This is a genomic window from Acinetobacter sp. 231_lipA (assembly GCF_058243005.1).
This window is the reverse complement of sequence record NZ_JBZAYU010000001.1, coordinates 2,765,216-2,783,917: the sequence shown is the minus strand read 5'-3', so window position 1 is coordinate 2,783,917 and position 18,702 is coordinate 2,765,216. Positions and strand designations below refer to the sequence as shown.

The following is an 18,702-nucleotide window of genomic DNA, read 5'->3' as shown; positions in this document are numbered from 1 at the left end:
TAAGACTAGCCGTAGAGATTTTTGTTTTTCTAACCTGTGGTTTAATTTTGCTATGAATACGCTTCGATCTTCTGCTATCCCTGTTTCTGATCCTTCTGCGGGTCTACGTATCACGGAGATCTTTTATTCTTTGCAAGGAGAAGCCAACACCTCAGGACTGCCAACAGTTTTTATTCGTTTAACGGGTTGTCCACTACGTTGTACTTACTGCGATACGACCTACTCGTTTGAAGGTGGCGAACGCCAATCTTTAGATCAGATTATTCAAACCACACTTGATTTTAAAACCCCTTATGTCTGCGTGACAGGTGGTGAACCTCTTGCACAGCCCAATGCCTTGCCTTTAATGCAACGTCTTGCTGACCTCGGCTGTGCAGTCTCTTTGGAAACCAGTGGCGCTTTAGATGTGTCTAAGGTTGACCTACGTGTTTCAAAAGTATTAGATTTGAAAACCCCAACTTCAGGTGAAGTTGCACGAAATTTGCTTTCGAATCTCGACCATTTAACCCAGCACGACCAAATCAAGTTTGTAATTTGTAACCGTGAGGATTATGAGTGGTCAAAACAGCAAGTTGAAGACTATAAACTCAATGAAAAAGTCAGCACAGTATGGTTCTCTCCTGCTTTTGCCGTTGAGAAAGGTGCTGCTCGTTTACCTCAACTTGCACGTGACTTAGCGCAATGGATATTAGAAGACCATCTCCCTGTTTGCTTCCAACTCCAACTCCACAAGTTGCTTTGGAATGACGAAACTGGTCGCTAATACATTGCCTATTCATCTTTAATTTATATTTGGAGAAATTTGTATGCGCCCTCGTGCCATAGTTTTGTTATCTGGCGGTTTAGACTCAACAACTTGTTTAGCATGGGCGCAAGCACAGTATGACTGTACAGCGCTCAGCTTTATGTATGGTCAACGCTCAACCACTGAGCTCGATGCCGCACGCGAACTGACAAAAAAAGCAGGCGTAGAACATCGTGTCATTAATATCGACTTAGGTAATTTGGGCGGTTCTGCGTTAACAGACCATAGCATTGATGTTCCAGATCATGAACAAGTCGGTATTCCTGTAACTTATGTTCCAGCACGTAACACGATTTTCTTATCTTATGCCCTAGCAGCAGCAGAAGTTTTAGATGCTGAAGCCATTGTGATTGGTATTAATGCTGTTGATTATTCAGGGTATCCTGACTGTCGACCTGAATTTATTGAGGCATTTGCCAACATGGCTCGCCTTGCAACCAAGGTTGGCGTTGAAGGAAAACCTCTTAAATTTGAAACACCTCTGTTACATTTATCCAAAGCAAATATTATTCGCTTAGGTATAGAACATGGCGTAGACTATAGTCAAACGGTGTCTTGCTACCAAGCAGATGACCAAGGACGTGCTTGTGGGAAATGCGACAGCTGCCGTCTTCGTAAAGAAGGTTTTGCAGATGCTGGCGTAGCAGACCCAACGCGTTATATACCGTAACGACAAGGTACAGTTTATGAAAAATTTAAAATCAAACATTTTGCTTTCTACATTGGTGTCTGCAGCTGCATTGTTCGCTACAGCTTCAAATGCTGCTGAATCGAACAAATTACAAGAAGCGTATAAAAGCAGCAATGTAAAATCGGCATTAATTAATGTTTGTAAAGAAGAAACTGCAAAAAGCAAAAAGCTTAGCGCAGCAGAAGTAAGCAAATACTGTACTTGTGCAGTTGAAGCTGATGGTAAGTTGACCAATGCACAAAAATGGGAAATCCAAAGTGCGATCAACCAAAAGAAAAGCCCGTCTACTTTAGCTTTTGTACAAAAGCAAAATAACGACTTACAAACATGTTTCGGTCCACAGTTAACAGGTAAATTAAAATCTTTAACTGAAGAAGCCATGAAAGCTGCTCCGAAAAAATAATTCACTGAATGTGAATGAAGCCTGCTCTATGCAGGCTTTTTTATATGTGCAAAATAGATAGAACCTGAAAATATGCTCACCCAATGGAATACACGCGCCCAAAATCGCAAATTTGTTGCGTCATATAGTGGTGGAAAAGACAGCAGCCTTGCTTTATACCAAGCGATGCAAATGGGTGAACCTGTTGCATTAATTGTCATGTTAGAAGAGCAAGGTCTGAAGTCACGCTCACATGGGATGTCCCTCGGTATTATTCATGCGCAGGCCAAAGCAATTGGACTTCCCATCTACAGTGCCTCTGCGACGTGGCAAGACTATGAAAACCAGTTCATTCAACTGTTACAAAAAGCTCAAGCTCTTGGAGCAGAAAGCTTAGTTACAGGTGATATTGATTTAATGGCACATGCCGAATGGAATCAATCTGTGTGTGATAAAAGTGAGCTCAGGTTATGTATGCCCCTGTGGCAACGTCCGCGTTTAGACATTGTGCATGAGTTTATTCAGCTTAGTTTTCAAAGCATCATCGTTACGGTCAACTTAAGCTTAGGCATGACAGTTGAAGACTTAGGTCAAGTGCTCAGCCTTGAATATATCGATGAACTGGTTGCAAGAGGCATTGATCCATGCGGCGAAGCGGGTGAATTCCACACTACGGTGATTGATGGCCCAATTTTCAAACATCCACTTTCGGTCGTTAAAGGTGATATTCTGTATCATGAGAATTATGCCTTTTTACCACTTGAATTAGAACAACGCGACATTTAAGGATAGAACATGACTGATAGCATCCAACTTCCAAATCAGAACTTTCCAACCACAATGGGTGAAGTGAACTTAACTGAAGTGCCGACTGAGTGGCTGATTGTGTATTTTTACCCGAAAGATTCAACGCCTGGTTGCACAACTCAAGCCGTTGATTTTTCATGTTTAAAAGATCAGTTTGATGCCTTACAAACCACGATCATTGGTGTTTCACGTGACTCGGTTAAAGCGCACCAGAATTTTACAGAAAAGCAGGCTTTAACCATTAATTTAATTAGCGACAAAGAAGAAGTGCTGTGTAAACACTTTGATGTGATTAAAGAAAAAAATATGTATGGTAAAAAAGTGATGGGTATTGAGCGCTCAACTTTTATTTTCCATAACGGTAAGCTGGTTAAAGAGTATCGTAAGGTAAAAGCTGCGGGACATGCTGAACAAGTTTTAGAAGACTTAAAAGCATTACAAGCTTAATGTACATCAGCCCGCAAATGCGGGCTTTGTTTTTTGTGATTTTTTAATTTATAGTTTTTATTGCACACGCTTTTATTTCACAAGCAGTGAAATGGCGATTCCCCACATCACCAGAGCAATGATCGCATCTAGCACATTCCACGCTTTCGGATTTGCAAAAATAGGGATAAGCACACGAGCCCCATAGCCCAAAGCAAAGAAAAACAACCAAGACGCACACACTGCTCCTAGAGCAAAGTACGCAGGTTGCTCAAACTGTGTTGAAATTGAACCCAGTAAAATAACCGTATCTAAATACACATGCGGATTAAGCCAAGTCAGCGCCAAACACAGCAAAACAATATTCACTAGTTGATGCTTTTCAATGGGACTTGCCTCCAAGCCCTGCTGTGATTTGAATGCCCGCAGTGCATGTTGGAATCCATAACAAAACAGGAAAAGTGCCCCTGCCCATTTGGCAAACTGAATAATTTCAGGATAGTGCTGAAGCACTTTTGAAAAACCCGAAACGCCTAAGACAATTAGAATAGAATCCGACAATGCACAGACAAAACATACCCAAAAAACAAACTGCTTTTTAAGCCCCTGTTTTAGCACAAATGCATTTTGAGCCCCAATAGCAATAATAAGGCTCATCCCAACTGCAAGCCCTTGTACATATGTACTTAACATTTTGACTTTTCAACTTAATTGATGATGTCAGGATTATCTTTCATTTTTAGTTAAATTAAGTATTATTTAGAAAATATCAATATAACTAAAATATTTTTAGTTTAAAGTGAGTCCCGATATGCTGAATCATAAACAATGCGACGCATTTTTAGCTGTAGCAGAAACAGGAAGTTTTGACCTTGCTGCTGAACAGCTATGCATTACTGCTTCAGCCGTCACTTTACGCGTACAAAGCCTAGAAAAAAGTTTGGGGCATTTATTAATTGTGCGCGAAAGACCTTGCCGCCCGACACAAGCAGGTCAATCGCTGCTACATTATTTGCAACATAGCCGACTGTTAGAGCAAAGTTTCATTCAGAACCTCACGGGTCATATGAACACCTCTGCCTTTTATCAAATCAACATTGCAACCAATGCCGACTCCTTAGCGACATGGCTGTTGCCCTTGCTACAATCAACATTAATTGAAAAAAAGATCGTGGTGCATTTTCAGGTTGATGACCAATCACAAACCCATCACTTACTTGAAGCCGGTTTGGTAAATGCCTGCGTGACAGATGAATCACAAGCCATGAAAGGCTGCGTAGCGGAATACATTGGCGATATGAACTATCGTTTTGTTGCCACGCCTACTTTTGCACAGCAATGGTTTAAACAAGGTGTCAACCGCGAGTCTCTACGTGCAGCTCCTGCACTGATATTTAACGCAAAAGATCAACTCCACACCACGTATATCCAACAAAAGTTTGGACTCAATCCAACTCAATATCCACATCACTTTATTCCGTCTTCCAGTGCATTTTTTGATGCAGTTACGATGGGACTCGGCTATGGTTGGTTGCCCTATTACCAAGCCAAACCGCGTTTGCAGGATGGCTCATTGGTTGAGTTAGATGCTCAACTCAATATTGATTTACCTTTGTATTGGCATCATTGGAAACAGCAGTCGGTGCAGTTAAATCTGCTGACAGATCTCTTGATTGAACAGGCTCAAGCAGCAATGAACTAAAATAACCCTGAATATAAGTCTTTGAGATCATGGAGCCTCTATTGCACTTTCCACTGCCCTGACAGTTGAATATTCACTTTTTCGCCTACACCTCCCATGGCTTTTTTCATGCCAAAGTCACTTCGATTAATCACGGCTGATGAGTGAACATCCAGTAGATTGGCATTATTGGCACTCGGTTTTAAGGTGGTGCTAAAGCTAACAGGCTTGGTAATGCCGCGAAGTGTTAAGTTTCCGGTAATATTATATTGACCGCCACCCAAGTCTTTAAAACTGGTGCTTTTAAAATTAGCGCTTTTGTACTTAGATGCATAAAACAAATCTTCACCCAAAATCATATTTTTCAGTGAAGGCTTGCTCAAGCTTAGGCTATTTACATCCATCACAAAATTCGTTGAAGCCTGCTGTGGTGCCTTGGCATCAAACTGCATACTGGATTGCACCCGATTAAACTTAGCTCTTACAACAGTTACACCCAAGGATTTAATTTCAAAACCTACATTACTCTGAGGTGTCAATGTCCATGACTGGGCTTGCACTTGAGTGCTGAATGCAAATGTAACACCTGCAATCATCAAAGCATTTTTAATGACCGTATGACTTGCAATCTGTTTCGTCTGTTGTTTTCTATCCATGGAACTCGATCCTCGTCGAAATATTTTTATTCGACTGAGAACATTAGTCTAAATTGGATAGGTCCTGAGTTAAAAATTTGTGTTGTAACTGTTTATATATTTCACTTTGTTGGAATTTATGTAAAAACTCACTGGTCCCCAATGGAAACGCCTGCTCTAAAATATCGCCTCGATAATAAGCCTCACGAACAGGTGTTGCAGACATCGCGTCTTGTAGACTATCGAGCTCAACCATTTGCCACTCAGGAAAAAGCTGTAAATAATACGAGGAATCATCTTTAAAATGGCCAATCAGTCCAACCTTCGCCTCAGGTGTGACTACATGATTCACTAATTTTTTTACCAATTGCACCCATTTAACATCATTATAAACATCAATTACATGTACAAAGTGAATCCGTTTTTGATGTGCTTCTGAAAAGTTCGATAAAATCATTTCTTCACGTTCAGATGCTAAAAATGGATTTTTCGTATTTCGTTCATTTTGCGCAGAGCCTAAAGCCAAAATGACATTTTCACTTTGCTCTAAAGCAATCTTGATGGTTTGCATATGTGCCAAGTGAAATGGCTGGAAGCGACCAATGAATACGAGATAATCAAATGTATATGGCATAAATCTTTTACTTTTTTATGAACTGGTCAGTTGTGTCGATCATAAAATTATGCGACATAATGAGCCCATAAAATTAAACCAAACTTTCTAGCAAGGATAGTACGATGACACTGAGCTGTATTCAACAACCTCATCAACATTTGAATGCAAAACTAGACAATGGCGTACTGACATTAGCCATTCACCGTCCTGAAGCAAAGAATGCGTTGTATGGCGAACTTTATTTATGGATTGCAAAAGCTTTAGATGAAGCAGATCAGGACAATAGCGTTCGTGCCGTGATTCTACGTGGTGAAGACGCAGACTTTACCGCAGGCAACGATATGCAAGACTTTATGAAATCTGCTGCACAAAAAGGTCAAGCACCTGCATCTGAAGGCCCTCCATTTATTTTACTCAAATCTGCTGCGAAGTTTTCTAAACCGTTGATTGCTGCTGTACGTGGTGTGGCGATTGGTATTGGAGTAACAATCTTATTACATTGTGACTTGGTTTATAGCGACAACACTGCCCTATTCCAAATTCCATTTGTCAGCCTTGGTTTATCACCTGAAGGGGCTTCAAGCAAATTATTGGTAGAACAAGCTGGCTATCATAAAGCAGCAGAATTACTGCTGACTGCTCAGAAGTTTGACAGTGTAACTGCGGTTTCTGCAAACCTTGTGAACAGTATTGAAGATGATGTGTATGTAGCGGCTACCAAAAAAGCAGCACAATTGTCCGCTTTACCTTTAGCCTCTTTAGTACAGTCTAAAGCGTTAATGAAGCACAATGTAAATGAAATTGTGGCTTGGATTGATCATGAAGCTGAAATTTTTATGGATCGCGTGGGTTCACCCGAAATGATGGAAGCTGTAGCTGCATTTATGCAAAAACGTAAACCTGATTTTTCCCAGTTCAATTAAAGCTTCATAACTTGACTGAAAAAACCACTACGTTTATTAAGACGCAGTGGTTTTTTTACTTTTAGTCCCAACATATTTTAAAACCCAATCTGGAAATACTTCTTATGTCGAACACTACAGAAAAAAAACGCTATTTTGAGCCTGCGCCACAAGACATTGATGTTGAAAATTTTAAAAAAGTTATTCAAAGTCGTCGTTCTGTGCGTAAGTTTACGGATAAGACCATTCCAGCCGATATGCTTGATGACTGTTTAGATTTGGCACTGCTTGCACCAAATTCATCCAACTTACAGCCTTGGACTTTTTATGTGGTGCAAAACCCAACGAAGAAAAAACAACTAGTCAAAGCTTGCCTAAATCAGCTTGCGACAAAAACTGCGTCAGAATTGATCGTGTGTGTCGCGCGTACAGACCGTAATGATGAAATGGCAAAACGTAATATTACCGAGTTCCCTTTTCCTGAAGCGCCTGCAAGTGTACTCAAATATTACAAGTTTATTCCTTATAACTATAAGACAGGTTACTTAAATGCATTAGGTAACTTTAAGAAAGTGGCTTTCAAAATAGCACGTAGTTTAGACAAACAACTGCCTGTAACCGCATTTAATCAAGCCGATGCCAAACTTTGGGCAAGTAAAACCACAGCTTTAGCATGTGAGAACCTTGTTTTAGCTTTACGTGCCTACGGTTTTGATAGTTGTATGATGGAAGGTTTTGATGAGCCTTTGGTGCGTAAATTGTTAAATCTGAATGATCAGCAATACCCTGTGATGGTGATTGGTGCAGGTGAGCGTGCAGAAGATGGTGTGTTTTTCCCGCAGTATCGTTTTGATCGTGAGTTATTTATTCAGAAGGTTTAATATTAGTTTTCTCAATGGAATCCTTTCATTAAAGTTTTAATTTCAGGATTAACCTTCGGTTTTGCCTACTTTTCTTTCGGGAAAAGTAGGCAAAACCATTGTCATTCGCAAAACTCGTTCTATTCCGCCGTTTATCAATTTAGTCGCAGAAACTTTATCTGATAAATTAAGTCCTGCCTCAAACAGTTGCGAATGCCGTTAGCGTGTCTAAAATATATTTTTAGGTTCATCATTAAAGTACATCGACCATCTGAATAAACTCAAAAGCTGGCTCTTCATAGGGATGGCTTAATGTTAAAGCCTTTGCCACAGCAGAGGCTTTTTCCTCTGGAACAATGGTTTCCACCCGCCACTCTGGAATTTTCTCCAAAGCATCCAACTCACCTATAAACGGATTTGCGTCTTTTACAGGTTTAAACTGGCCTGTACCCAAAACTTGCCATGCACAGTGTTCATAGTTTCCTATACCACCTGCCCCTGCTTCAAAAATCGCAAGTTTGGTAGATTCAAGATGAGATTCTGGAACATAGTAAATAAGTTTGAGCATGGAACTAATCTTTATGAGAATTTGATAATTTTTCGGACTCGGCTCTTATATCCCAAGTTGAGAAAAGAAACACCGACATGGTTCCTGCTAAATTCACTGCTAATTCTGCATGTCTCGAAGATGGTTTAAAATTCTTCTGCCCTTGTCCATGTGCATCACCAACTTTATTTCTTAATGCACCTAATCCCTCAACAATAGAACTACAACCGCCCAAAATCTGCTTAAAAGTTTGCTCTGTATGTTGTGATGGAGATAGGTTCAACTTTTTGTTTAATAGACGGTACAAATGATTAATATCAGGACTATTTCCATAATCAACATTGAAGTCATCCAATATATGCTTACAAGTAGATTCCAATAATGTTCTCGACAACGTAATTGCCCCTTCGGGATCTGTACTTCGTCTTTCTAAAGCTTTACCCCATATTTGATGAATGTAATCAGAACTTAAACCTTCAATTTTATTCATCACTAGATGGTCTAATGGAGTTGTATCTAAACTTTCCAAGACATCGAACAATTCATTAAAATCATCATAGATATGTTGTTTACATTCCTCATAACCATTAAAAGTATTTTTTAAATAGTCATTCGCCTGATCTAAAGATCTAGAATTTTTCACTAATGTTGGAAGATAAGGTTTTAGATTATTAATTTTAATCAGCTCATTTCTCAATTGAATAAATGCTTCGTCAGAGCCTTGCTCTAATTTGTCTAAGACTCTAGAGATGATTAACTCTTGTAATAATGAAACTGTTTTTATTAAATCTGTCATTTTTAGTCTTAAATATTCAAACTTTAAATATTTTATAAGTATATAAAAATAAAGCCATAAATATTTTTGAATATCTTATCATCAATAAAAATCCACCTTTCGTTGGTTCTTTAACTTTCAAAAATCACATCTGCAATGCATAACCCAAAATCAAAAAGATCAATTGCAAGCTCAAAATCACAGCAAACAACTTCCATCCTTTTTTACGCAATGCAGACTTATCGACTGCTTCGTATGTAACTGTTTTAATCATGTCATCACCTCATACATGAGTGTTGATACTGAAATTGTTTAGTGATCCATCTTTCTTCTATTTTGCATGATATTTGTGCATTTATTACACAATATCACTTTTACATAAATATAAAAGCAAAATCTAAACCAACTTCAGCGGGAGAATTAAAAAAATAAAAAACGATTCAATAAAAAAGCCACCCGAAGGTGGCTTTTCAAAACCCAGACTTCAGATTAACCAATGAACTTACGTGCATTACGGAACATACGTAACCATGCACCGTCTTCTGTCCAATCTTCAGGCTTCCAAGAATGCTGTACCGCACGGAAGTTACGTTCAGGGTGCGGCATCATAATCGTTGCGCGACCATCTTTCGATGTGACACCTGAAATCGCTTCTGGTGAACCATTCGGGTTCATTGGATAGTGTTGAGTTGGGTTACCTTGGCTATCGACATAACGCAAGATTACTTGATTACCTGTATTTAATGCAGCCAAGTTATCCGCGCTTGTCACCACACGACCTTCACCATGTGCAACTGCGATCGGCAGGATTGAACCTTCCATACCTTCTAACAATACAGAGTTCGATTTTTCAACACGAACATTGACCACACGTGCCTCAAACATCTCAGAAGTGTTGCGGTGAAAACGTGGCCAAGCTTCAGCACCCGGAATCAGTGGTGCCAATTGCGACAACATTTGACAGCCGTTGCAAATACCAAGAGAGAACGTTTCGTCACGGTTGAAGAATTTTTCAAATTGGTCACGAAGTTTCGGGTTGAACAAAACTGATTTCGCCCAGCCACCACCAGCGCCCATTACGTCTCCGTAAGAGAAACCACCACATGCCACAAGACCTTCAAAGTCATCTAGGCTGATACGACCTGCAAGCAAGTCGCTCATGTGCACATCTACAGTGTTGAAACCAACTTTGTCGAATGCAGCAGCCATTTCCACATGACCGTTTACGCCTTGTTCACGTAAGATCACCATGTTTGGACGACGTTCGTTGATGTACGGCGCTTCGATTGGCTCATTCAAATCAAATGTTGGTTTTGCAATAATACCTGCATGTGATTTGTCCGTAATTAATGCAAATTCTTGATCCGCTGTTTCTACGTTGTCACGTAGACGCTGGATTTGATGTGATACTTCAGTCCACGCCACTTGCAAATCTGCACGTTCAAGCACTAAACCATTTACCATCAATTGATCGGTGTTGTTTACCGTACCAATAACCGCAATTGCATCGCGTAATGTAGATGCCGCAACTTCGTCTGCAAGTGTTGCCCAATCAGACGCGCTGATTTGAAGCACTGCACCAATTTCTTCTGCAAATAAACTTGCAGTTGATTGATCTTCTAAAGCCACACCTAGACGTGCTGCAAACATCATTTCTGCAACAGTTGCAAGCAAACCACCATCACCGATGTCGTGGTAAGCCTTAATTAAGCCGCGGTTATTCCAGTCTTGAACCAATGCAAAGAATGCTTTGAAGTCGTCAAAACTATCCACATCTGGTGTCACTGAACCAATCGCTTTATAGACCTGAGCAAGGATCGAACCGCCTAGACGGAACTGACCTTTAGAAAGATCAATACGGACAAGTATTGATTCTTCATTTTTCAATTCAGGCGTTAAAGTTTTACGTACATCCGTAACTGGTGCAAATGCAGTGATCACGCCTGACATCGGTGAAGTCACCGATTTGTCTTCGCCTTCGTCATTCCAAGTCGTACGCATAGACAATGAGTCTTTACCCACTGGAATTGCAATACCCAGTGCAGGACACATTTCCATACCGATGGCTTTTACACCTTCGAATAAAGCTTGGTCTTCACCTTTCTGTCCTGCTGCCGCCATCCAGTTTGCAGACAATTTAATGTCACTGATCTGGTCGATTTTTGCAGACATAATATTCGAGATCGACTCTGCAACCGATAAACGTGCAGATGCCGCAGGATTTAACAAGGCAACGGGTGGACGTTCGCCCATCGCCATTGCTTCACCTGTGTAGCCTTGTAAGCTTGTTGTAGTCACTGCTGCATCTGCAACAGGAACCTGCCAACGACCTACAAACTGATCACGTGCAACCATACCTGTAATTGAACGGTCACCAATGGTGATCAGGAATGATTTCGATGCAACCGTTGGATTTTTAAGTACACGGTAAATCGCATCTTTTAAATCTGTGACTTTAGATGCATCAAAGTCGTCGCCTTGACGTTCAATCGTTTCATACGAACGGCTCATACGAGGTGTGCCACCTAGCATGACTTGCATTGGCATATCCACGGCTTTGTTATCAAACAATGGATCGTTCACCGTCAATTGACGCGCTTCAGTTGCTTCACCTAAAACGGCAAACGGACAACGCTCACGTGCACATAATGATTCAAATAATTCTAAAGAACTTGGACGAATCGCCAACACATAACGTTCTTGCGCTTCGTTTGACCAGATCTCCATTGGAGACATGCCCGGTTCAAGCGATGGAATCTTACGCAAATCAAGAATCGCACCCAGTTCGTGGTCATTCACCAGTTCAGGCATTGCATTAGAGACACCACCTGCACCCACGTCATGCACAGACACGATTGGATTGAAGTCTTCCATGCGCCAGCATGCATCAATCACTTCTTGGCAACGACGTTCCATTTCAGGGTTTTCACGTTGTACAGAAGCGAAGTCTAGGTTTTCACCGAGTTTACCGCTGTCTACAGAAGATGCCGCACCGCCACCAAGGCCGATCAGCATTGCAGGCCCACCAAGGACGATCAATAAGTCACCCGGTTGAATCGCATCTTTTTCCACGTGGTCTGGACGGATGTTACCGTAACCACCAGCAATCATAATTGGCTTATGGAAGCCTTTTACATCGCCATTGACATTTTGTTCAAATGTACGGAAGTAACCATTTAATGCAGGACGACCAAATTCGTTGTTAAACGCAGCACCACCCAGTGGGCCTTCAATCATAATTTGAAGCGGAGATGCCATACGAGATGGTTTGCCGTAGTTTTCTTCCCAAGGCTGTTCAAAACCGGGAATATTTAAGTTAGACACTGTAAAGCCAGTTAAACCTGCTTTGGGTTTACCACCACGACCTGTTGCGCCTTCGTCACGAATTTCACCACCCGAACCAGTCGCAGCACCCGCAAATGGCGCAATCGCTGTTGGGTGGTTATGCGTTTCCACTTTCATCAGGATGTGAGCCGCTTGACTCTTGTATTTATAAACGTGGTGACCAGTCGCTTCATCTTTCTTTGGATAGAAACGCTGAGTATCAAAACCAACGATCACCGAAGCATTGTCTTTATATGCCGACAATACATCTGTTGGTGATTCTTTATAGGTGTTTTTAATCATTTGGAACAATGACAATGGCTGTTTTTCACCATCAATTGTCCATTCAGAACCAAAGATTTTATGACGACAGTGCTCAGAGTTTGCCTGAGCAAACATCATCAGTTCGATATCGTGTGGATTACGGCCGAGCTTGTTAAAAGCAGCAACCAAATAATCAATTTCTTCATCAGAGAGTGCAAAACCAAACTCAGAGTTTGCTTTTACTAAAGCGTCTTTACCCTGACCTAATATGTCAATTGCATTTAAAGGCTTTGGTGCAGTTTCAGAGAACAATGCAGCCGCGTCTTCAATTTGATTGAACACACTTTCAGTCATACGGTCATGTAAAACTTGTTTTACTGCATCCGATACTTCAGAAATACCTTTTAAAGTAAACAAAACACCGCGTTCTAAGCGGTGTATCGGGGTATTACAGTTAGCAAAAATATCCGTTGCCTTTGATGACCACGGCGAAATTGTGCCTACACGTGGCGTCACGAGGACTTGAACTTCATCACTTGTCGCTTCGCGAACTTGGAAGGTTGCGCCATCATTTAATAGCTGCAAAGCAGATTGCTGTTGTTGCTCGTCGAGCGCTTGGTCGAAAAGGTAAACCCATTGGCTTTCTATTGATTGAACAGAACTGATAGACGATAGACGTGTTAAAAGTTGTGTTTGCTTAAAAGAAGAGTGTGCAGGTGCACCGGCAACGATAAACATGCTGTTTTTGGCTCCACGGGCAGGTCTAGACAACCTACCTCAATGTGACTTGAAGAGAGCGCATATTCTACTGTGTATTGCCAAAATCAGCTAGTCGTCTACGACTTAAAAAAGTGAGATTTCTTTGTTTTAAAAGATCAATTTACTTTGACTTTAAAAATCAAACATGATTAGTAACAAATGTTTTAAGGGATAAATTTAAAAGATGCCCGACTTTTAGGCTTTGATTCGATTCTAAAAACCATTTTCAATTGATATTTAAGCTGCAAATAACGAAGTCGATAGCCTCCTTTAGAACAAACATGACTGCTTTAAGATGTTCTATTTCTGAAAACTTAATACTGCATAAATTAAAAGACAACTTATGTCGCAGCCCTCTAGAGCTCGTCACACTTTTTTGGCATGATGAAGCCAATAACTCACTGAATAACGATAAATGATGCAAATGCGTTGGTTGGAACTGCTCTCAACAGTTCGTATTGGAAGTAAAAAACAAAATACCGAATTGGCACGTAGCCCATTTCACAAAGATTATGACCGAATTATTTTTTCTCAAAGTTTTCGCCAACTGAACCGAAAAACCCAAGTCCATCCTCTGACTCAACACGATGGCATTCACACCCGTTTAACGCATTCGCTTGAAGTCTCCTGTATTGGCCGCTCTCTTGGCATGCTGGCAGCGGAAAAGATCAAAGATGAATTACCAATGTGGATTTCCCCTGCCGATGTTGGAGCCATTATTCAAGCTGCTTGTTTAGCACATGATATTGGGAACCCACCGTTTGGTCATGCGGGTGAATATGCTATTCGTGAATGGTTTGACGATGCATCACATGGCAACTTTTTAGAGAAACTTTCCGCAGAAGAACAAGCCGATGTGCGTCAGTTTGAAGGTAATGCCCAAGGTCTACGCTTACTGACTAAAATTGACTATCACCCTAATGATGGTGGCATGCGTCTGACCTATGCAACGTTGGGAGCTTACTTAAAATATCCGTGGCTATCGAAAACCATCGAATCACAAGGCAATACTCCTGCCAGTAAACGTGCCAAATTTGGCTGCTATCAGGCAGAAAAAGAAATCCTGCAACAAATCGCTGAACAACTCGGACTGATTCAACTGGGTGAATATCATTATTGCCGTCATCCGCTAACTTATTTACTTGAAGCCGCAGATGATATTTGCTACGCCCTGATTGATCTTGAAGATGGCATCATTTTAAACATGTTGTCTTATGAAGAAGTTGAACCGATTTTTTTAAGCTTGCTTGGTGAATATAGCGCACCAACTGAACTGTCGATGCCAGATACTACATGGCAGCAAAAAATTGCAGCCCTGCGCGGGCGCGTGATGAAACGTCTGGTTGAAGAAGTCACATCGGCTTTTGCTAAGCATCATTTTGAAATTTTACGCGGACAACTGGCCGGCAGCTTACTGCAATACTGTGCTGCTGATATTGAGTTAGGCATTAACCGTGCAAAGGATTTAGCCCGCGATAAAATATTTGAACACCCACAAAAAGCGGGTTTGGAAATTATTGCCCATCAAAGTTTGCAAAACATTTTAGATGCCTTTATTCCGCTGACAACACCGCATAAAACATTAAGTTTTAAAGAACAACGCTTAATGGCTATTTTATGTCGTTCTGGTGCGCACTTTGGTAGCAACCATTATGAAAATATCATGCAGGTCTTAGATATTATTTCTAAATTTTCAGACCACCAAGCGTATAACTTGTCTCAAGAGTTACAAGGCAATAAGGCAGGATTGATTTAAATGTGTCATCAACATCCAGTTTGATGATAAAGCCATCAACCTCAACTCAATTTTCCGTGAGCCTTTTGCCTTTCTGCGCAATGCTCACTACTATGTAACCATTGATAAAAAGTGAATCACACAACATGATCGGATGTCTTATTGGTGAAGTCTTCGCACTAGAAGCACCCACCGTACTTTTAAATGTAAATGGTGTCGGTTATGAAATTGATACACCACTCACCACATTTTGCCAGTTACAAAAAGGTCAGAAAATCACCTTATGGACGCACCTTGCAGTGCGTGAAGATGCTCAACTACTTTATGGCTTTTTGCATCAACAAGAAAAAATCATTTTCCGCACGCTGTTAAAGGTCAATGGTGTCGGCCCTAAAATGGCTTTAGGTATTTTATCCACGCTCAGCGTCGATATGCTGATTCATACTGTCGAACATGAAGATATCAACACACTGGTTAAAGTACCGGGCGTGGGTAAAAAAACCGCTGAACGCCTCATGATCGAACTACGTGATCGCTTTAAAGCGATGTCTTCAGGCACAGTGCCAAGCAACTCAACCGTTGAACAAATCCATTTCACAGGCAACTCTGCCGTGTCAGAAGCTGAAGCGGCCTTACAATCTTTAGGTTACAAACCTTTAGAAGCACAGAAATTGGTCAATGCTGCAAAAGGTGATTTTACTGAGGCGAGCGACATCATCCGTGCTGCACTCAAATCGATGAATAAATAATTCAAATAGACACACCAATACACCTAAATTGGATACACGAAGGCGACATGGATGTCGCCATGTTGGATTGGGATATAAGGACATATCCTCAATCCAACACAAGATTTACTTGCGGACTTTTAAATATATTTAAAAGCCCTCATTTTGATCTTTCAAAAGTAAGGCAATGCCTACACAATGGTACCTAAACACAAATCATAATTTGAGGCTGTGCCTCGAAAGTTTAGCCAGAGATTGATTTAACTATATGCAAGACCGTCTCATCGGTGGTTCCGAAAAACCCGAAGATCATATCGACCGCGCTATCCGCCCGACCTCACTCGATGACTACATCGGTCAGCCCGTGGTTCGTGAACAAATGGAAATCTTTATTGGCGCAGCACGTGGTCGTAGTGAAGCCCTTGATCACACCTTAATTTTTGGTCCGCCAGGACTGGGTAAAACTACACTTGCCAATATTATTGCGCGTGAAATGGGGGGAAACCTCAAGTCGACTTCCGGCCCAGTATTGGAACGTGCTGGGGACTTGGCAGCCATGCTGACCAACCTTGAAGAAGGTGATGTGCTGTTCATCGACGAAATCCACCGTCTTTCTCCCGTGATTGAAGAAATTCTTTATCCAGCCATGGAAGACTACCAACTCGATATTATGATTGGTGAAGGTCCTGCGGCTCGTTCAATTAAGCTCGACTTACCCCCTTTTACTTTAGTTGCCGCAACCACACGCGCAGGTCTACTCACTTCTCCTTTACGTGACCGTTTTGGTATTGTGCAACGCCTTGAGTTCTATTCAGTTAGTGACTTGACGCATATTGTGACTCGTTCTGCCAATTTGATGGATGTACCTATTACGCGTGAAGGTTCAGCAGAAATTGCACGTCGTTCTCGCGGCACACCACGTATTGCAAACCGCTTACTACGTCGAGTTCGTGACTATGCGCAAGTCAAAGGTACTGGTGAGGTGACACAAGACATGGCTCAGCGTGCCCTCGATATGCTCAATGTCGATAAAGATGGTTTAGACACTTTAGACCGTCGTTATTTGAGTATGTTACTTGAACGTTTTGATGGCGGCCCTGGTGGTGTAGAAGCTTTGGCAGCAGCGATGGCTGAAGACTCAGGTACATTAGAGGACGTGATTGAACCGTATTTGATTCAACAAGGTTATGTCATGCGGACAGCCCGTGGCCGTATTGCCACCAATATGGCGTATTTGCAGTTTGGTATGACACCACCTGAGCCGAAACATTAAGCAAAAAAACTAAGCCTGAAAAATAGGCTTAGTTTATGAATTTATCTAAAACCATCTCATTTTTTAAAAGTTTTTTTGCAATGAGTTTAAATTTTGCAATGTGATTTCTATATGCTTTAATGTCTTCCTGCAATGTACTACTTTTACGTAATAGAGCATTATTTAATAAAGCACCATCTAAAACAATGTCTCTTAAAATTAGATTTACCTCAGTTTGAAAATCAGCAGTATAGTAAAAAACTTCAAATGATATTTTCACCTTTAAAGCCTGCATATTTTTCAATCTTCCTTGGAGTTCTTTATATATTTCATAACCATACGTACCCTTTTGAACATGCTTTGATAAATCAATCTTTATACTTTCCATCGCAGTAAATCCAATAAATGTTGATAAATTTTCCGCCTCAGTTAGAAAATCAACTACCAATCTTTTAAATTCATTTCTATCCTTATTAAAACCATCTATTTTATTCTTCATAAGTAATTGTTTATATTGATTTTCAATTAAATTACTATTTGATTCCATCATTAGTCTTTCAGAACTTTCTATTTGCTTAATTACCGCATCAAAAGACTGCTTCGTTAAATCAAAACTTTTTCGTCCATACCAATATGCCAACCAAGTAGCTAAGCCACCTAAAGCTAATGCAATCACAACAGAAAGTGCAAAAGACAAAATAGCCGTTTTGTCTGTAGAAGCATTTAATTCCATATGTGTTTTAGCAGGCTGCTGGAAAACTATTGTTTGCACACTTGGTTGTTGAGGCACTGTCCAAGGAAGTTGAATTACTATATCGTTAGAATCTTGCTTAGGCATATTTCAAACTTATTTTTAACTTATCAAGTGGCTTTATCATACTAAACTTCAAATAGGCTTGAACACAAAGTAAGGTTTATAAAGAAGAAATTTCTCTCACATCCTCCACCAGCATTAACTCACACGCCCCATTTCCTGTGTCTGTCCGACTCAGTGAACTGCGCCACTTCCAACCATCAGCCGACTTAACTTCAACCAGTTGCCCTTTTAAATAAACCATGTCATCCACATCAATATCTGCAAGTTTTTGTGCAACAACTTTATTGGCTGGGATCAAATGCGTATTGGCACTACTCGAGGCAATGTCATTTACTGGAATGGGTGGATTGTTCTCATAACGCCAATAATACCAACGATTACTTTGTGTAATAGATAGTTGCTTATAGACCTCTGGCTTCGCCATCTCATTCCAACCTAAAGCAAAATCAACAGGACTCAGCTCTGCTTCACGACCCATCCTATAGTTTTCACGCGCCAACACACGAAACTCTCCTACATATGGTTCTAAGGAAGTAATTGTGTAGCCTTCAACGTACTGTACATTTTCAGTCGGTGAATATAACTCTAAACTTCTGCTTCCTTGCTCAGGTTTAAGCCAATATGTCCACAGCGCAAATGCCACAGCCAAAATAAGCAGCAGCTTAAAATAACCATTCATTCCCTTATCCTTATATT

The 18,702-nt window shown here is 40.7% G+C and carries 20 protein-coding genes; 11 read left to right on the top strand and 9 right to left on the bottom strand.

The annotated features are described in order from the left end of the window. Positions 1 to 52: 52 nt before the first annotated feature. The 5 genes from queE (at position 53) to AC4CUX_RS13620 (ending at position 3,132) form a co-directional block, all read left to right on the top strand. Positions 53 to 763 carry a 7-carboxy-7-deazaguanine synthase QueE gene (gene queE / locus AC4CUX_RS13640; protein ID WP_201950891.1) on the top strand — a complete coding sequence of 237 codons (711 nt, stop codon included), beginning with the start codon at positions 53 to 55 and terminating at the stop codon, positions 761 to 763. A 43-nt stretch (positions 764 to 806) separates the two neighbouring features. Then, positions 807 to 1,475, top strand: a complete 669-nt coding sequence (gene queC, locus AC4CUX_RS13635; protein WP_005399706.1) for a 7-cyano-7-deazaguanine synthase QueC — start codon at positions 807 to 809, stop codon at positions 1,473 to 1,475. Positions 1,476 to 1,491: 16 nt separating this feature from the next. Beyond that, positions 1,492 to 1,899, top strand: coding sequence for a hypothetical protein (locus tag AC4CUX_RS13630; protein ID WP_004980581.1), 408 nt, complete (start codon positions 1,492 to 1,494; stop codon positions 1,897 to 1,899). A gap of 72 nt (positions 1,900 to 1,971) precedes the next feature. Next, positions 1,972 to 2,664 (top strand): Dph6-related ATP pyrophosphatase, encoded by a 693-nt coding sequence (locus AC4CUX_RS13625; RefSeq protein WP_201950888.1) that lies wholly within the window; start codon positions 1,972 to 1,974, stop codon positions 2,662 to 2,664. Positions 2,665 to 2,673: 9 nt separating this feature from the next. Beyond that, positions 2,674 to 3,132, top strand: coding sequence for a peroxiredoxin (locus AC4CUX_RS13620; RefSeq protein WP_201950887.1), 459 nt, complete (start codon positions 2,674 to 2,676; stop codon positions 3,130 to 3,132). A gap of 72 nt (positions 3,133 to 3,204) precedes the next feature. On the opposite strand, the gene AC4CUX_RS13615 is transcribed toward AC4CUX_RS13620, so the two are convergent. Then, positions 3,205 to 3,804: a LysE/ArgO family amino acid transporter gene (locus AC4CUX_RS13615; protein ID WP_114837103.1), complete on the bottom strand. Its 600-nt coding sequence runs from the start codon at positions 3,802 to 3,804 to the stop codon at positions 3,205 to 3,207. A 118-nt stretch (positions 3,805 to 3,922) separates the two neighbouring features. Here AC4CUX_RS13615 and AC4CUX_RS13610 point away from each other — a divergent pair, with 118 nt between their 5' ends. After that, the gene (locus AC4CUX_RS13610) at positions 3,923 to 4,813 is read left to right on the top strand and encodes a LysR family transcriptional regulator ArgP (protein ID WP_195728880.1); all 891 of its coding nucleotides are present in this window, start codon (positions 3,923 to 3,925) and stop codon (positions 4,811 to 4,813) included. 38 nt (positions 4,814 to 4,851) lie between these two features. Here the strand turns inward: AC4CUX_RS13610 and AC4CUX_RS13605 are convergent, their stop codons facing one another. Together AC4CUX_RS13605 and AC4CUX_RS13600 are read right to left on the bottom strand one after the other, a co-directional pair. Next, on the bottom strand, positions 4,852 to 5,448 hold the full coding sequence (locus AC4CUX_RS13605) for a YceI family protein (RefSeq protein WP_195728879.1): 597 nt from the start codon (positions 5,446 to 5,448) through the stop codon (positions 4,852 to 4,854). A 43-nt stretch (positions 5,449 to 5,491) separates the two neighbouring features. Then, complete coding sequence (locus AC4CUX_RS13600; protein ID WP_126036059.1) at positions 5,492 to 6,061, bottom strand: nicotinate-nicotinamide nucleotide adenylyltransferase; 570 nt, start codon at positions 6,059 to 6,061, stop codon at positions 5,492 to 5,494. A gap of 104 nt (positions 6,062 to 6,165) precedes the next feature. On the opposite strand from AC4CUX_RS13600, the gene AC4CUX_RS13595 reads away from it, so the two are divergent. Further along, complete coding sequence (locus tag AC4CUX_RS13595; protein WP_201706274.1) at positions 6,166 to 6,966, top strand: enoyl-CoA hydratase-related protein; 801 nt, start codon at positions 6,166 to 6,168, stop codon at positions 6,964 to 6,966. A gap of 104 nt (positions 6,967 to 7,070) precedes the next feature. After that, positions 7,071 to 7,826 carry a nitroreductase family protein gene (locus AC4CUX_RS13590; protein WP_490792456.1) on the top strand — a complete coding sequence of 252 codons (756 nt, stop codon included), beginning with the start codon at positions 7,071 to 7,073 and terminating at the stop codon, positions 7,824 to 7,826. A gap of 232 nt (positions 7,827 to 8,058) precedes the next feature. Here the strand turns inward: AC4CUX_RS13590 and AC4CUX_RS13585 are convergent, their stop codons facing one another. The 4 genes from AC4CUX_RS13585 to purL form a co-directional block, all read right to left on the bottom strand. After that, positions 8,059 to 8,373, bottom strand: a complete 315-nt coding sequence (locus tag AC4CUX_RS13585) for a YqfO family protein (protein ID WP_201706272.1) — start codon at positions 8,371 to 8,373, stop codon at positions 8,059 to 8,061. Positions 8,374 to 8,377: 4 nt separating this feature from the next. Then, entirely contained in the window at positions 8,378 to 9,148 is a 771-nt protein-coding gene (locus tag AC4CUX_RS13580) for an abortive infection family protein (RefSeq protein WP_201706271.1), read from the bottom strand. Positions 9,149 to 9,272: 124 nt separating this feature from the next. Then, a complete protein-coding gene (locus AC4CUX_RS13575; protein ID WP_004693854.1) occupies positions 9,273 to 9,401 on the bottom strand; it encodes a KGW motif small protein in 129 nt (42 codons plus the stop codon). A 215-nt stretch (positions 9,402 to 9,616) separates the two neighbouring features. Continuing rightward, positions 9,617 to 13,453 (bottom strand): phosphoribosylformylglycinamidine synthase, encoded by a 3,837-nt coding sequence (purL, locus tag AC4CUX_RS13570; protein WP_201950876.1) that lies wholly within the window; start codon positions 13,451 to 13,453, stop codon positions 9,617 to 9,619. A gap of 436 nt (positions 13,454 to 13,889) precedes the next feature. Here purL and AC4CUX_RS13565 point away from each other — a divergent pair, with 436 nt between their 5' ends. From AC4CUX_RS13565 to ruvB, 3 genes are all read left to right on the top strand, one after another. After that, the gene (locus tag AC4CUX_RS13565; RefSeq protein ID WP_151836263.1) at positions 13,890 to 15,230 is read left to right on the top strand and encodes a deoxyguanosinetriphosphate triphosphohydrolase; all 1,341 of its coding nucleotides are present in this window, start codon (positions 13,890 to 13,892) and stop codon (positions 15,228 to 15,230) included. 125 nt (positions 15,231 to 15,355) lie between these two features. Then, a complete protein-coding gene (gene ruvA, locus AC4CUX_RS13560; RefSeq protein ID WP_151836264.1) occupies positions 15,356 to 15,958 on the top strand; it encodes a Holliday junction branch migration protein RuvA in 603 nt (200 codons plus the stop codon). A 247-nt stretch (positions 15,959 to 16,205) separates the two neighbouring features. Beyond that, complete coding sequence (gene ruvB / locus AC4CUX_RS13555) at positions 16,206 to 17,210, top strand: Holliday junction branch migration DNA helicase RuvB (RefSeq protein WP_151836265.1); 1,005 nt, start codon at positions 16,206 to 16,208, stop codon at positions 17,208 to 17,210. A gap of 28 nt (positions 17,211 to 17,238) precedes the next feature. Here the strand turns inward: ruvB and AC4CUX_RS13550 are convergent, their stop codons facing one another. After that, positions 17,239 to 18,027, bottom strand: coding sequence for a hypothetical protein (locus tag AC4CUX_RS13550; protein ID WP_004693865.1), 789 nt, complete (start codon positions 18,025 to 18,027; stop codon positions 17,239 to 17,241). A gap of 76 nt (positions 18,028 to 18,103) precedes the next feature. Next, on the bottom strand, positions 18,104 to 18,685 hold the full coding sequence (locus AC4CUX_RS13545) for a hypothetical protein (protein ID WP_151836600.1): 582 nt from the start codon (positions 18,683 to 18,685) through the stop codon (positions 18,104 to 18,106). Positions 18,686 to 18,702 lie beyond the last annotated feature (17 nt).

Excerpts from the sequence above, each read along its gene's own strand:
- queE (WP_201950891.1), top strand. The coding sequence starts at position 53 with ATGAATACGCTTCGATCTTCTGCTATCCCTGTTTCTGATCCTTCTGCG.
- queC (WP_005399706.1), top strand. The coding sequence starts at position 807 with ATGCGCCCTCGTGCCATAGTTTTGTTATCTGGCGGTTTAGACTCAACA.
- AC4CUX_RS13630 (WP_004980581.1), top strand. The coding sequence starts at position 1,492 with ATGAAAAATTTAAAATCAAACATTTTGCTTTCTACATTGGTGTCTGCA.
- AC4CUX_RS13625 (WP_201950888.1), top strand. The coding sequence starts at position 1,972 with ATGCTCACCCAATGGAATACACGCGCCCAAAATCGCAAATTTGTTGCG.
- AC4CUX_RS13620 (WP_201950887.1), top strand. The coding sequence starts at position 2,674 with ATGACTGATAGCATCCAACTTCCAAATCAGAACTTTCCAACCACAATG.
- AC4CUX_RS13615 (WP_114837103.1), bottom strand. The coding sequence starts at position 3,804 with ATGTTAAGTACATATGTACAAGGGCTTGCAGTTGGGATGAGCCTTATT.
- AC4CUX_RS13610 (WP_195728880.1), top strand. The coding sequence starts at position 3,923 with ATGCTGAATCATAAACAATGCGACGCATTTTTAGCTGTAGCAGAAACA.
- AC4CUX_RS13605 (WP_195728879.1), bottom strand. The coding sequence starts at position 5,448 with ATGGATAGAAAACAACAGACGAAACAGATTGCAAGTCATACGGTCATT.
- AC4CUX_RS13600 (WP_126036059.1), bottom strand. The coding sequence starts at position 6,061 with ATGCCATATACATTTGATTATCTCGTATTCATTGGTCGCTTCCAGCCA.
- AC4CUX_RS13595 (WP_201706274.1), top strand. The coding sequence starts at position 6,166 with ATGACACTGAGCTGTATTCAACAACCTCATCAACATTTGAATGCAAAA.
- AC4CUX_RS13590 (WP_490792456.1), top strand. The coding sequence starts at position 7,071 with ATGTCGAACACTACAGAAAAAAAACGCTATTTTGAGCCTGCGCCACAA.
- AC4CUX_RS13585 (WP_201706272.1), bottom strand. The coding sequence starts at position 8,373 with ATGCTCAAACTTATTTACTATGTTCCAGAATCTCATCTTGAATCTACC.
- AC4CUX_RS13580 (WP_201706271.1), bottom strand. The coding sequence starts at position 9,148 with ATGACAGATTTAATAAAAACAGTTTCATTATTACAAGAGTTAATCATC.
- AC4CUX_RS13575 (WP_004693854.1), bottom strand. The coding sequence starts at position 9,401 with ATGATTAAAACAGTTACATACGAAGCAGTCGATAAGTCTGCATTGCGT.
- purL (WP_201950876.1), bottom strand. The coding sequence starts at position 13,453 with ATGTTTATCGTTGCCGGTGCACCTGCACACTCTTCTTTTAAGCAAACA.
- AC4CUX_RS13565 (WP_151836263.1), top strand. The coding sequence starts at position 13,890 with ATGATGCAAATGCGTTGGTTGGAACTGCTCTCAACAGTTCGTATTGGA.
- ruvA (WP_151836264.1), top strand. The coding sequence starts at position 15,356 with ATGATCGGATGTCTTATTGGTGAAGTCTTCGCACTAGAAGCACCCACC.
- ruvB (WP_151836265.1), top strand. The coding sequence starts at position 16,206 with ATGCAAGACCGTCTCATCGGTGGTTCCGAAAAACCCGAAGATCATATC.
- AC4CUX_RS13550 (WP_004693865.1), bottom strand. The coding sequence starts at position 18,027 with ATGCCTAAGCAAGATTCTAACGATATAGTAATTCAACTTCCTTGGACA.
- AC4CUX_RS13545 (WP_151836600.1), bottom strand. The coding sequence starts at position 18,685 with ATGAATGGTTATTTTAAGCTGCTGCTTATTTTGGCTGTGGCATTTGCG.